Source organism: Xenorhabdus khoisanae, assembly GCF_001037465.1.
Lineage (GTDB): Bacteria > Pseudomonadota > Gammaproteobacteria > Enterobacterales > Enterobacteriaceae > Xenorhabdus > Xenorhabdus khoisanae.
The window spans coordinates 1-14,711 of record NZ_LFCV01000029.1; the positions used below are offsets into that span (position 1 = coordinate 1).

Consider the following 14,711-nt stretch of genomic DNA (forward strand, 5'->3'; position numbering starts at 1 on the left):
AATATATTCTGAACAGGGTAGTGTAAAAGATAAAAAGCACATTATGTAATATATTAATAATAAATATTGATAATGGGTAAAATAACTGTAAATTTAGACTTACTAAAAATTAAGTAAATTGAATTTTAGTTTTATTGATATGCTTAAATAATGAAAATCAATAAAACAAAACAATAGATAAAAAATATATTATTAGATGAAAATATCGTCCTTTAACATTAAGGGTAACTTAATTACACATATTGAAAAGATACTAAAATAAAAATGTTTTCAGATGGGTAAATGCGAAGTTTAATTAACTTTAAATTAAACCAGCAACAGTAATGGAGAACGAAATGTTATTAAATAACGAATTGGCGGAAAATAAAATTCCTGTATCAGAGGTTCCCGCAGTTACCTTAAAAATATTGACCAGCCAGATAGAGGGAGCAACTCGTCCGGGTGGTATCTTTACTAAAGAAGATCTCATTAGTATTAAATTATATGTTAAACAGGGCTTGGCGCTTCCTTATACTTTGGAAGGCGTTAAGCAATATATTGGTTACAACGATAGTGATATTGATGGTTTAAAACCTGCAGATATGACGACTTTGTTTAAAGGCATTCACGACCACACGCTGAGCTGGAGTGGTGTAGAAAGCAATATTCAACAGCAAAGTATCGATTTGGAAAATGCTGGCAGACAAATTACTGAAACGGGCGGGGATATCATCAGTATTATTGATCAGATGCCGATTATTGAACGTGTAAAGACAAAATTGGGTGATTTAACTGATAAGCAACTCGCTGAAATCACTTATACCAATGATGATAAAGAAATCGCTGTTGAATTAGGGAATATCCTTGAAAGTATGAAGAAGGATATTGAGAAACAGCAGGAAAATACCCAGCGAGTTAAAAATTCGGTAACCGATTTTAAAATAACCTTGATTGGTGGGGAATTATCAAATGGTAATCAAGCGGAAGGGTTACAGTCACAGGTCAATAACAAAAAATATCTGATGGATAGATATAACCTTTCTACCACCATTAAAGCGCTGCAAGATAAAATCGACAGTAAAAACAGTGAAATTGAACAACTCAAAAAAGACTACGATAAATACGTCGGTCTGGCATTTTCTGGAATGGCAGGCGGCATTATTGGTTGGGCGATTACTGGCGGTATTTTTGGTGACAAAGCAGAAAAAGCACGTAAACGTAAAAATGAATTGATTGAGGAAGTTAAAGGTTTGCAAGAGCAAGTTGAAGGTAAAAGTGCATTGCAGACTGCAATTCAGGATTTATCCCTCAAATTTAGTGATATTGGTATTCGTATGGTGGATGCGGAAGTGGCCCTGAGACATTTGGATTTCATGTGGAGCACCATGCTAACGCAAATTACGACTTCAAAAGATAAATTTGCCGAAATTAATGATGCGTTGAAGCTCACTTCTTTTGTGACGACGTTTAAGCAAGTTATTAGCCCTTGGAAAGAGGTTCGAGGTTCTTCTGCGCAATTGGTTCAAACTTTCGATCAGGCGTTGGAAGAATATAGAAAACTCTATAGCTGATTTCTTCTTGAATAAAGAATTTATAAAATAAAAAGGAACATTAAAATGTCTGAAAAGAATACCTCACAAAAAGAAACCCTGTATCCAGAAGTTAATATCACGGCTCTGAATCAAGCGGCAAATACAATTTGGCTTTTGGCAGGACGACAAACATCTGGTATTGAAATTATTGGTGAAAAAGTTGAGCGTGTCAGGCTCTATAGCCGTGATCTCAATGAATCGATTCGTGATTCCCTAGCACAATTAACGCCAATACTCAGTCAGTTTGCCGAGGGAGAGACTTTCCAAACAATTAGCCAAATTGATGAGGCTTTGGCAACCCCTGATTTGAGTGACGATGATCGCAATGCCTTACTGGAAGAACGTAATCAATTGATCGAGAAATTATCAAAAGATATCGATAATGTGATTATCAATTTCAGTGGCAAAACCAGTCAATTGACCGGAAAAATTAATGATATTAGCAATATGGTGATTGCAGAGCGCTTGGGAGATCTTGTAGCGCAAGCGGAATCCAAAAAAGCAGAATTACAGAGTGAGATCGAGAGTAAAGCAGAAAAAAGAAAAAAACTGGATGAAGATCGGGCTAAAATCATCGAAAGTCAGGATGTTATTCGTGCGAATAATATCGCAGATATGTTTAAAGATTTTATTCCCAGCGCCAGTGATATTGATGGTTTAGACTTTACCCAACCTAAAAAAGAAGCCATTAAACAGGCGATTAAACAAGGTGTTGAGATTGCCAGAAAAATACTGGGCAAAATTTCTGAAGGGTTGAAATACTCAGAATTGGCAGATGCCAGAATGAAACTCACTGATCAAATCGATCAGGTAATGAAAGAAACTGACGTACTGAAAACGACATTACAGGAAACAGAACAGCGGATTTCCGGCTTAAAAGATGTGGTACAAATCGACGCAGAACGTACCGTTCTTCTTTCAGAAGCAGTTAAACTGGAGCAAGCGTGGAACGAATTTGCGACCCAATTACACAGTTTGTCTGGCAATAAAGTTGATCAGAAGAATTTGACGAACCTGATAAATGGTCAACTGGACTTCCTGAAAAATTTGGCAGAACAATATAATAAGCTGAAATAATCGTTACTTTCTTATCTGATCGTAATTTGTCCAGAGCCTATTGAAAAATAGGCTCTTAATATATCGTTTTATTTATTCAGATAATCAAGCATCCGTTCCAGCGGATATACCGCCCGAATAACAACTTCATCCCGCATTTGTGCCCCTTGTGACAGTAGCTTTTGCGCATCCTGCCATTGTTGTGGAGAAAATGTTTTCCCGGCTTTCAGATGATCCAGCATCAACAAGCCGAGTTCAGCAATTTCACCCACATCATTAGCAACGGGGATAAGGTCACGCATCATGTAATTTGCTTTGACGATCTTCATCACGGAATCATGATTGTCCCGCCAGCGTATCAGACGATCACGTAATGCCTGTTCCGCTTGCCAATCCCGCTTATTTTTGAGTAGTCGATCAATCAAAGCATCCATTTCCCTGACAACATAGCTTTCTGGCTCCAGTGCATCGGCAAAACGATAAAGCGGTTCGTATTGATGGTAATTACCTGCCTGAAACTTGGCATGATGGCGGGAGTAATATTGGGCGGGTTCCACGGCTTCCGCCAGGATTTGCAATGGCTCAATATTCGTACTGTTTGCCAGACGCGTCATTAACCGCTGCGCATTGGCCTGCTGTTGTAAGCCGACAGATACGGTTGTCCATGTGTCCATTGCTTGTAAACGCTGGTACATGTGTTTTTCATTCGTCACATCTTTGGCAGACCAGAGCCGTTCAGCAATGGCAAAAGTTCGTGGCCAGAGCTTAATATCCAGCATTTCAGCCGTGACGTTTTCTGACCATAATGCTGCTTCAGCACCTAAAATATTTTGCTGATGCTGACTGGCAGGTACGACAGGTTGCTTGCCGACAGGCATTGTCGCGAGCTTTTCGCCGGTGATCGGATAGCGCACATTGCCTAATAAAATATAACCGTCCGCAGTTTTCTGCTTCTGATTGAGATTCACAACGGGCGTCGTTTCTCCCATCCAGCTATCCACAGTAAATTTGACTGTATCTCCTTGCCAGACAATCTTATTAACGGCACGACGTGATTTTCCGGCAAAATCAATAAAACCGCGCCATTTGCCTTTCTCATCCTCAATTAAGGTAAAACTGCCAGTGACAGGACTGCCTTTTAAACGTGGCATCGTAAATGACCAGCTTTGAGCTGTTTCATTTGCTTTCAGGTTATCATCAATATTGAGTGCTTGCGGCAGTACCTCATTACGATAGTGGTAGGCGGTACTTTGAGGCTGGTCGAGATAAAAACCTGTGGACAAAATCCCCTGATAACCATCAGCGGCGGTTTTGCCCAGAGAATCCTGCCCTTGCCATGATTGGATAACGACCGAACGAGGCAAGGAAGGATGATAGATCTCATCCCAACCCACCATTTTTCGTCCGTGCTTTGCAAGGATCTTTTCCAGCTCCTGATTGAACCATGTATGCAGGGCATAGGGATCTTTCAACCCTTTTTCCTGCATAAATGCCTGTATTTTATCGGAAGCCTGCCATTGAGAGGTATCCACTTCATCACCGCCAATATGGATATAGGGATCAGGGAAAATCGCAGCAACTTCGCCGATTAAGGTATCGGCAAACTGATGTACTTTAGGATTGCTCGGATCCAGCGTTGGTTTGTGAACTCCCCATCCGCGCTGCATCTCATAAGTTCCACGCGCACTGATCAATTCAGGGTAGGCAACGGCAATTGCTGAGGCATGGCCGGGGAAATCGATTTCAGGCACAACACGGATGCCCAAACTACTCGCATAAACAACCACTTCCTGCATTTGAGCCTTGCTGTAAAACAGCCCATCGCTGGCAAGTTGTTGCAGTTTAGGATAATGCTCAGAAGCGAAACGCCAGCCTTGATCATCGGTTAAATGCCAGTGAAATACATTTATTTTGGCGGCAGCCATACCCTCTAACTGACGTTTGATTGATTCAATTGGCAGGAAATGACGGGCGGAATCAAGCATGACCCCACGCCATGGAAATCGCGGTTTATCCGTGATATTCACCAGTGGCAGATAAGTTCCTTTGGCATCATTTTGCAGTAATTGCAGCAATGTTTCCATGCCACGCAGTGCACCAAAACGGGTTACGGCTTTCAGTGTGATGCCGTGGGAATCAATGAGTAACTGGTAACTTTCATCGCTGTCAGGTTGAGGGATCGGAGATATTTTTTTAGCAATAGTGATTCTGATTGTCTGAACAGGAGAAAAGGCCGCATCGGGGGGAGGTAATACCCAGCCCGTTTGGGCTTCAATTCGTTTTCGCCAGCGGGATACCGCATCCTGCATGTCATCCCCTGCAACAGTGATATTCAATTTTCTGTCAATATTATAAAGAGTTCCCTGTTGCACTGAAATTTGTTGTGGCCACGGCATAAGGGGAAGGTGATTGGCAGAAGCCGCAATAGATGAACAACTATAATTTAATGCTGCGATTAATAATAATGGATGAAAGGAAAATTTCATGATGTCTTTCTCATCTTAGAGAAGGCGCTGATTTATTTGTTGTTTCAGCGCCGGTTTATATTTTAATGAAAGTAACATAATGGGTAAATAATGATTATTTCTTTATAAACCCATTATTGAGTAATGTAATTGCTGCGGTGATACGAGGCATAATATCTGTTTCTGGCAGGGGGGGGAGAAGACCTAGCGCCATTTTCCTGAGGGGTTCCGCAATGACCATTGAGATCATCAATTCACTGGTAAGGTGGTAATCCAGTTTTTTCAATAATCCCCGTTGATATTGGTGCTTAAGCCAACTAGCGAGAATATTTTGGTCTCTTTCAATGCTGCTTTGCTGATATTTATCCAGCAATATTTCACGATAAGGAAAATCGGTTTGCAGTAATTTGAATAAACCTACAGCGTTTGTCGATAATGACCTCTCCGCCATTTCTGCTAAATATATTTTTAATAACTTGATGAGTTGTTGAGGATTATTGGCTTCTTTCTCAAAAACGGGAATAAAATTGTCTGTCCAGCGCATGACAACTTGTTCAAGCAAATCTTCTCGATTCTTAACAAAGCGATAGAGAGTTTTCTTGGCGATGCCGGCTTTCTTGGCAACAACATCCATCGTTGTTTTGTTATAGCCTTGATTAACAATAAGTAAAAATGTGACATCGTAAATCTTTTGGCGTATTTCCTGCTCTGGAATTGTAGGGCGACCCCGTGGACGTGAATGATTTTCTGCCATTTTAGCACCTTATGAGTTGTTAATACTTGCACCGCATTGGCGTGATTCCATTAACAAACAGAAATTACTGATTTTATTTTAAATGGAAGGACTAAACCACCTTTCACCAAATACAGAACTCAAGGATACTTGTCAACAATATCAATTAGTTATTATAACTAATTCCATTATTAACGATCGTGAAAAATACAAATTAGAACGGAAAAATACACATCAAGTTAAAAAAAAGCCTTAATTGAGGCAAAAGAATATTTTTTATTACATCATCTAATATTTCTAACTAACTGTTTTAAGTGATTTATTTTTATATTTAATACTATAAGATCATTGAGTTTATGCTCGCGTTGTGACTCTCATCACAGGATGGCACTTTTCGTCAATTTTTGTTAGCAAAAGGTTGTGTTAAATCTTAGTATCGCTATTGCTTGTTACAAATTTAACATTTTAGTAACTGGTTCATGTAAAAAATATTCCGCTCACACCTGATCATTTATTCCAGAAAAGATTTCTTGGAATGTGAATTTCTTGGCGGTGGCGAAAAAATAACAATACCAATGAGGATCATGATAATGATAAGACACAACGCAATAGCAATGGCACTTCCGGTACTCCTCATCACAGGCGCTGCAAATGCAGCTGAGATTTATAATAAGGATGGTAACAAAATTGACTTATATGGTAAGGCGGATGTTCAGAGAACATTCTCTAAATCAAATACAGAATCTGGAGATAGCTCCGTTGGTCGTATAGGCATTAAAGGTTCAACCCAAGTTACGGATAAACTGACTGGTTTCGGGCGCTGGGAATTTAATATGGGTGCCAACGGCGTAGAAACCGAGAGTGGTAAAAATACCAGAACACGTTACGCGTTTGCGGGTTTGAAATATGGCGAATACGGCTCACTGGATTATGGACGTAATATGGGGGTTGTTTATGATGTCAACGCATGGACAGATGCATTGCCAGTATTTGGTGGTGATTCCATGGCGGCAACTGATAATTTCATGATGGGGCGTTCGACAGGGTTACTGACATACCGTAATACTGACTTTTTTGGTTTGGCGAGTGGGCTGAATTTTGCTTTGCAGTATCAAGCTAAAAATGATGGCGGTACTAAAAATAGTCGTAGTGATATTTCAAGGCAAAACGGTGACGGCTTTGGCCTTTCCAGCTCCTATGATTTTGATAACGGTCTCAGTATTGGTGCTGCATATGGTAACTCTAACCGTACTTCGGCCCAAAAACTGGGGAGTGATGGCGCTAAGGTACTGGCTAAAGGGAATAAAGCTGAAGCCTGGGGCGTTTCTGCTAAATATGACAGAAATAACGTCTATCTGGCGGCCATGTATGGTGAAACCCGTAACTTAACCAGATTTGGCAGCTCTGTGGACGGGCATACCATGTTTGCCAATAAAACGCAGAACATTGAGCTGACTGCTCAGTATCAGTTTGATTTTGGCCTGCGTCCATCCCTTGCTTTTGTTTATTCTAAAGGCAAAGATCTGGGCAAAGACCTGGCTGACAAGAGCGTTCTGGCATCCAAAGGTTCTGAAGATTTGGTGAAGTATGTTTCAGTAGGTGCTTTCTACAATTTCAACAAAAATATGGGCACCTATGCTGAATATCAATTTAACTTGCTGAAAGACAATGATTTTAGTAAGAAAGCTCAGATCACCACCGATGACATTTTTGGCGTTGGTTTGGTTTACCGCTTCTGATTGAGATAACTATACTGAACTGATAAAACAGGTTGCTGAAAAATAACACATATTATCTCGTCGAACTGCCTCAATGGATATCACCGTTGCAGGCAGTTCGCCAGTTATTTACCTTTCTACTTCTATTACCTTTCTGTTTCTATTATTTTTCTGTTTCTATTATTTTTCTGCTTCGCCGCCCAGCGCATCAATGGTGTTTTTGATCAGTGCGCTTAATTCACCCGCCATCAGGGTAAAATCGGCATCAAATCGTTGGGCAACATCTTCACGATCGATATCATCGTTTTGTTCACGCAGGGTTTCGCTGAATTTAATGCGCTTAAAAGAACCATCATCTGACAGCATGAATTGAACGCGTTCCTCCCAATCCAATGCCAGTTTGGTGACATACTTGCCGGATTCAATATGAGTTGCGATTTCGTCTGAAACCAATTCTTGCTTCTTACAGCGGATAACCCCACCTTCTTCTAAAATCGCTTTCAGTTCAGCTTCATCCATCAGAGCATAACCTGTAGGCAGATTACCTGAACGTACCCATTTGGTTAAGGTCAGCTCAATAGGATCGGTGAATGTCAGGGGAACGACCGGCAATGAGCCGAGTGTTTTTCTCAATAGTGCCAGATTATCTTCAGCACGTTTTGCACTGGCGGCATCAACGATGATCAGGTTATTAACGGTATCGATCCAAATATAGGTTTGGTTGAAACGGCTAAATGCTCTTGGCAACAGAGTGTGGATGACTTCATCTTTCAGGGAGTCTTTTTCTGTTTTTTTCAGCTTACGGTGCTGTTCACCTTCCAGGCGAGTTATTTTTGCCTGTAATTCCTGCTTAATGACAGGGGAAGGCAGCATTTTCTCTTCCTTACGTGCGCAAATCAGGATTTGATTGCCAGAAGCATGGGTCAATGCTTCACTGTGGGAACCCATTGGGGAAACCCAGCCAGTTTTCATCATATCCTGACTGCCACACGGGGTGAATGCCAATGGGCTTAATTGTTTTTCCAGTTCATCCGCAGAAAGAGATATCTCTCGGTTTAAACGGTAAATCATTAAATTTTTGAACCATAACATGCAGTTACCCCATATTGTTGCGCATCATGACAAAGGTCATATTAAAACATAAGGGTGCATAATAACGAATCATGTGACGAAGCCCTAGAACTTCATTAGTTTCGTATAATAACTTCCTTATTCTCATATAATAAAAAGTCTTATTGCACGCAGTGCCTGTCAGAATAGGCACTAAATAGAAAAGGTAAGCTATGCGCATAGGTATTGATCTGGGTGGAACCAAGATTGAAGTGATCGCATTAGGTGATCAGGGTGAAGAGCTATTTCGTAAACGGGTGGATACACCTCGTAACGACTATCAAAAAACATTGAAAGCGATTGTTGAGCTGATTAACGATGCAGAACAGGCAACTGGTCAGCAAGGTACAGTGGGAATCGGAATACCCGGTGCTATTTCGCCTCTTACCGGAAAAGTTAAAAATGCCAATTCTGTCTGGATGAACGGCCAAATCTTGGATAAGGATATTGCTGCTTTGTTGGGGCGTGAAATACGTATTGCCAACGATGCAAACTGTTTGGCGGTATCAGAAGCCACTGATGGTGCAGGGGCGGGAATGCCAATGGTATTCGCTGTTATCATTGGGACGGGTTGTGGTTCAGGGATTGCGTTTGATGGTCGGGTTCATGCGGGCGGGAATGGGCTGGCAGGAGAATGGGGACATAATCCGTTACCGTGGATGGATGAAGAAGATCGAGCGTATCAGGCAGACGTTCATTGTTTTTGTGGCAAACCGGGATGTACCGAAACTTTTGTATCGGGAACGGGTTTTATGAGGGATTACCTTCTGTTAAGTGGGTTACATAAAACTGGCCATGAAATTATCGAGGCTGTGGTACAAGGGGATGAACTGGCCGAATTGGCAATGCGTCGTTATGAAAGGCGCTTGGCACGGGCCTTGGCACAAGTCATTAACTTACTTGATCCGGATGTGATTGTACTGGGAGGTGGAATGAGTAACATTGATCGTCTCTACCAAACCTTGCCAGATTTGGTCAAAGAGTGGGTGTTCGGCGGAGAGTGTTCCACACCGATTAGAAAAGCCGTGCATGGTGATTCCAGTGGTGTTCGCGGCGCTGCTTGGTTGTGGCCTCAGCAATAACAGGTATCGATTGAAAATACCTGAACACGATATCCTCAATAGATTTCAAGTTGCGTGCACCGGAGAATGGAAGCAAATAAAAACCGCAACTTGAAATCCATAGGGTATATCCTCTTTGTACAAAGATGTCAGGCTTATTAAAGTTTTACTTAAGTTAAATCTGTAACCTGATACGTTAATTTTTTTTCCATGTTACGCGTAATAATGGGAATAATAAATTAATAGATTCATTATATTTATGATGAATATTTTATTCAGAATTAAAATATATTTATTTATTGATGAATAAAATATCGTACCTGACTTTAAATTTATTAACTCTTTAGGTGATAAAAAAGACGATCTATTAAATAAAAAGTGGGATGAAAAGAATAGGCTAAATGAGTTTTTTTAATGGCATGATAAACAAGGTCTTTGAATGTTAGTATGGTTAATATTTGTATTGCCAATGATGATTGGCAAAATTTTGTGATATAAATCACATTAAATTGTAATATTTTGTCTATATATTTGTGTTAATGTGGTTTTCTTCACGAAAAATATTGTTTTTTTAGGTTACTATTAATATATGCAATAAACTGAATTTAGGAATTCAAGGAGATTAAAATTTAATTCTCCGCGTGTTTTTTGCTTAAAAATAAAACTAACGATTGTTACAAATCAATTTTGATTACTTACTCCATATTGGTGTTGATAAAAACTCTCAACAGGAAGATGTAATAGAGATAACTTTCAATAATATTCAAAACTAGTCATTTTTTTAAGCGATTTTCTTTTGGCTAAAGGATCGTGACGGGTATTTATTGCCTTGAATATATTGCAGCTTAGTCTGCGATAGGGTGGGTTTTTGCCTGAAATATTTTACTTGAAAGAAAGTCAGATTATTAAATTTAATATTTTATGGGTGTCTTATTATGAGAAGCATGAAGCCATTGGCGACTTTAATTGGATTATTGGTGATGTCTGGCAGCGCCAATGCGGCGACGGTGTACAACGATAAAGGAACCAAGGTGGATTTGACGGGGCAGTTTCGTTTGAAAACGACCGTGAGCAGTGAAGATCGTGATATCCGAATCAAAGATGATGGTAGCCGTATCGGTGTCAACGCCAGCCATGAACTGACCAGAGAAATTAAAGTGTTCGGTAAAATGGAGTGGGGTTCTGATACGCAAAAATCCAATAGCGACAATAATAAAACAAGCTTTGAGATGTATAACCGTGTTGGCTATATCGGTGCTTCTCATCGTGATATTGGTGAAATGCGGGTTGGTCGTACTTATATTCCTATCGATTGGGTGAAAAAATCCAGCCCCGGTTATGGCAACACCGGCGTATTCTATTTTGGCGATGTATTGAGCAGCGCGACGGGCTATAACAAAGGTGGTGTTGGTAAAAATAACTTCCTCACCCGTTTGCCTCAGACCCTCTTCTTCCAAACCAACAGTTATAAAGGTTTCAACCTCGCTGCAACCTACAGCGGCAAATCCGGCGCTGATAACGAACGCCAACACGGTGATATTCGTAGTGCTTACTCGGTGGCCGGTTTTTATAAATCAGACTTTGGTCTGGAAGCCAGTGCTGGTTATGCTCAGGCGACAGGGGAAAGCAGAAAACCTGTCACGGTAGAGCAAGGGGACAATAAAGGAGAGAGTGTCAGCGATGCAGGATTGGCTTCTCCACAAGATAGCCTGCTGGCTTTGGGCGTAGAATATTATTTCCCCGGCCGTGAATTCTCCGTTGGTTTCGATTACGGCTTGGCGCGTTCCAAAAACTCCGGGCTGGTGTACAAAGAAGGCAGTGGAAACTTACAGGAAAAATCGGTCAAAGGTGACTGGAAAGCCAATCTCTACGGTCTGGCTGGCAAGTGGCATTGGGATAAAATAGGAAGCGGCATGTATGCGGGATATTATCTGCGTGATGGGGATGCCAATACATTCAACTATAAAAAACAGACTTACACGGTCGGTTTAGATAAACGTTTTGCGGTTTCTAAGTACAATAGCCTGATCCTGTTTGTTGAAACGGCATACGATGATGTCCGTAGCGACAATCCGGCTTACAAAAATAAAAAACAAACCATTCTGGGAACAGGAGCACGTTTGTCTTTTTAAGCAAAATTCCACAGGGAGGGCGCATTTGGGTTCTCCCGTATCATTCTATAAAGGGGCATAGCATGATGAAGAGTGTGTTGAAAATATCAACATTAGCAATGTTGGTAGCATTCAATGTGAACGCGGCGACAGTCGATTTACGAGTGATGGAAACCTCGGATATTCACAGCAACCTGATGGATTTCGATTACTTTAAAGATAAGTCTACGGAGCAATTTGGTTTGGTTCGTACTGCGAACTTAATCAAGGCCGCCAAGTCTGAAGCTACCAACGCAATTTTGGTTGATAACGGTGACTTAATTCAAGGCAGCCCGCTTGCAGATTACATGGCGGCAAAAGGACTGAAAAAAGGAGACGTTCATCCTGCCCATCAACTGATGAATACCATGGGTTACACCGTAGGCAACTTTGGTAACCATGAATTCAACTTTGGACTGGATTACCTGAAACAGGCTATTGCCGGTGCCAAATTCCCTTATATCAACGCAAATATCATGGATGCCAAAACCGGCAAAAACTACTTTACGCCTTATATTATCGTTGATACCCCTGTAAAAGACCGGGATGGTAAAGAGCACACAATTAAAGTGGGTTATATCGGCTTTGTTCCACCACAAATCAGCATTTGGGACAAAGCAAATCTGGACGGTAAAGTTATTGTTAATGACATTACGGAAACCGCGAAAAAATTTGTTCCTCAAATGAAGAAAGAGGGCGCTGATCTGATCATTGCCATTCCACACTCTGGTTTTTCCCAAGAACCTTATAAGGCAATGGCAGAAAACTCGGTTTACTATCTGAGTGAAGTCCCCGGTATTAATGCCATCATGTTTGGTCATGCCCATGGTGTGTTCCCAAGTAAAGAATATGCGGAAGTTAAGGGCGTTGATGTTGCCAACGGAACGGTGAATGGCATCCCTGCCGTGATGCCGGGGCAGTGGGGCGATCATCTGGGTGTTGTTGACATGGTGATCAATAACGACAGTGGTGAATGGAAAGTCGAATCTGCCAAGGCGGAAGCTCGCCCTATTTATGACAAAACCCATAAAAAAGCCCTGGTCGATCGCGATAGCAAACTGGCCTCCATCATCGAAAAAGATCATCAGGGAACCCGCGACTTCGTTGGGAAATTCATTGGTAAAGCCTCTGCCAACATGTACAGCTATCTGGCGCTGATCCAAAGCGATCCAACCGTTCAGATCGTCAACGATGCGCAGGTGGATTACACTAAGCGCTTCATTCAGGGTGATCCGAATCTGGAAGGAATTCCTGTCCTGGCGGCAGCCGCACCTTTCAAAGCGGGTGGGCGTAAAAATGCGCCGGCTGACTTTGTGGAAGTGGAAAAAGGTGATCTGACTTTCCGTAACGCGGCTGACCTGTATCTCTACCCGAATACACTGGTTGTCGTTAAAGCAACGGGCGCGGATGTAGTTGAATGGCTGGAATGCTCTGCGGGCATGTTTAACCAGATCGATCCGACATCCACCAAACCGCAAGAATTGCTGAACTGGGATGGCTTCCGTACTTATAACTTCGACACGATTACAGGTGTTAACTATAAGATAGACCTGACCCAGCCAGCCAAATATGACACAGATTGCCAGCTTATCAATAAAGGCGCGAATCGCATCAAAAACGTGACCTATCAGGGTAAGCCGATTGATCCGAAAGCCACTTTCCTGATTGCCACCAATAACTACCGTGGTTACGGCGGTAAATTTGCAGGAACCGGAGAAGATCACATTGCGTTTGCTTCACCGGATGAAAACCGCACCATTTTGGCTTCTTACATTTCCAGAATCACTAAAGAGAAGGGCGTAGTTTCCACACAGGCTGAAAACAATTGGTCATTCCTGCCAATTAAAACAGATAAAACGCTGGATGTACGCTTTGAAACTTCACCATCAGAAAAAGCGGCGAAATTCATTAAAGAACACGCCCAATATCCTGTGAAATACTTGAAAAACGATGATATCGGTTTTGCGATCTATCAAATCTCTCTGACAGAGAAAAAATAAAACTTGATATTGATGCCTGCTCCATTGGGAGCAGGCGGACGATTTATCTGACAGTGGATTGATTGCTATGCGTTTTCTAAAACCGTTACCTCTTGTTTTGGCAGTAATGACAGCGGGATGTGCCACTTCGTCCGTAACTCATGAACCTCTGAGGGCACAAGCCCATTTGGTGGAAGGGACAGCCTGCATTGTGCCAGAGCAACCCACCGCCAATTACGACTATGATCTAAAAACGGATCATTATGGGCAGAACGACAAGGCTTCAACTGACTACTTTAAACTGGCTATTAACTACTCGCCTTCATTTTGTGATTATAAAAAGGACGACATAAAACGCCTGCAAAACGAGAATGAGAAAGCCAAAGCACAGCGCGAATATGAAAAGTTCGAACTGCAATGCTTCTCTGACAATAAATTTGGCTGGATACTGCATGGCTTGTGGGCCGAAACCTGCGATGGCAAATCCATGGAAGAGTGCCGCGATTGGTCAGATATTCGAAAACATCCTCGTTTGTGCAAAGGGGATTTGCCTGCATTGAATTATCAAACCATTAAACCTTACCTGTGTACCTCTCCCGGCATCGATTTGCTGCAAGCAGAATGGGAAAAACACGGTGTTTGTGCCTTCGATACCGCAAAACACTATTTCAGCAAACAGCAAGCGCTTTTCAACAGCCTGATATTGCCGGAAGGCCGGCCATCCAATGAAAAACTGATTCAATTCCTGCAAGAACATAATCCGGTATTGAAAGGTAAACATATTCAGATTATTCGTGACGAATTCTATATCTGCTATAGCAAGAATTTTGAAGTGATTGATTGTCCAAAGCCTGAACGTTAAGAGATA

General features: G+C 41.5%; 10 protein-coding genes. 7 read left to right on the forward strand and 3 right to left on the reverse strand.

What is annotated here, in order from left to right; all coding sequences use genetic code 11:
• The first annotated feature begins 335 nt into the window (after positions 1-335).
• Positions 336-1,550: an alpha-xenorhabdolysin family binary toxin subunit A gene (locus AB204_RS05235; RefSeq protein WP_411354703.1), complete on the forward strand. Its 1,215-nt coding sequence runs from the start codon at positions 336-338 to the stop codon at positions 1,548-1,550.
• Between the two features lie 45 nt (positions 1,551-1,595).
• A complete protein-coding gene (locus AB204_RS05240) occupies positions 1,596-2,648 on the forward strand; it encodes an alpha-xenorhabdolysin family binary toxin subunit B (RefSeq protein ID WP_047962332.1) in 1,053 nt (350 codons plus the stop codon).
• A gap of 68 nt (positions 2,649-2,716) precedes the next feature.
• Here the strand turns inward: AB204_RS05240 and AB204_RS05245 are convergent, their stop codons facing one another.
• Positions 2,717-5,113, reverse strand: a complete 2,397-nt coding sequence (locus AB204_RS05245) for a beta-N-acetylhexosaminidase (protein WP_047962333.1) — start codon at positions 5,111-5,113, stop codon at positions 2,717-2,719.
• Positions 5,114-5,207: 94 nt separating this feature from the next.
• Complete coding sequence (locus tag AB204_RS05250; RefSeq protein WP_047962334.1) at positions 5,208-5,846, reverse strand: TetR/AcrR family transcriptional regulator; 639 nt, start codon at positions 5,844-5,846, stop codon at positions 5,208-5,210.
• A gap of 569 nt (positions 5,847-6,415) precedes the next feature.
• On the opposite strand from AB204_RS05250, the gene AB204_RS05255 reads away from it, so the two are divergent.
• Complete coding sequence (locus AB204_RS05255) at positions 6,416-7,564, forward strand: porin (RefSeq protein WP_047962335.1); 1,149 nt, start codon at positions 6,416-6,418, stop codon at positions 7,562-7,564.
• Positions 7,565-7,723: 159 nt separating this feature from the next.
• Here AB204_RS05255 and rdgC read toward each other — a convergent pair whose 3' ends face one another.
• Positions 7,724-8,635 carry a recombination-associated protein RdgC gene (gene rdgC / locus AB204_RS05260; protein WP_047962336.1) on the reverse strand — a complete coding sequence of 304 codons (912 nt, stop codon included), beginning with the start codon at positions 8,633-8,635 and terminating at the stop codon, positions 7,724-7,726.
• Between the two features lie 191 nt (positions 8,636-8,826).
• On the opposite strand from rdgC, the gene mak reads away from it, so the two are divergent.
• From mak to AB204_RS05280, 4 genes are all read left to right on the forward strand, one after another.
• A complete protein-coding gene (gene mak, locus AB204_RS05265) occupies positions 8,827-9,735 on the forward strand; it encodes a fructokinase (RefSeq protein ID WP_047962337.1) in 909 nt (302 codons plus the stop codon).
• Between the two features lie 914 nt (positions 9,736-10,649).
• Positions 10,650-11,846, forward strand: a complete 1,197-nt coding sequence (locus AB204_RS05270; protein ID WP_047962338.1) for a porin — start codon at positions 10,650-10,652, stop codon at positions 11,844-11,846.
• Between the two features lie 62 nt (positions 11,847-11,908).
• Positions 11,909-13,864: a bifunctional 2',3'-cyclic-nucleotide 2'-phosphodiesterase/3'-nucleotidase gene (locus tag AB204_RS05275; protein WP_047962339.1), complete on the forward strand. Its 1,956-nt coding sequence runs from the start codon at positions 11,909-11,911 to the stop codon at positions 13,862-13,864.
• Positions 13,865-13,931: 67 nt separating this feature from the next.
• A complete protein-coding gene (locus AB204_RS05280) occupies positions 13,932-14,705 on the forward strand; it encodes a ribonuclease T2 family protein (RefSeq protein ID WP_047962340.1) in 774 nt (257 codons plus the stop codon).
• The last annotated feature ends 6 nt before the right edge of the window (positions 14,706-14,711 follow it).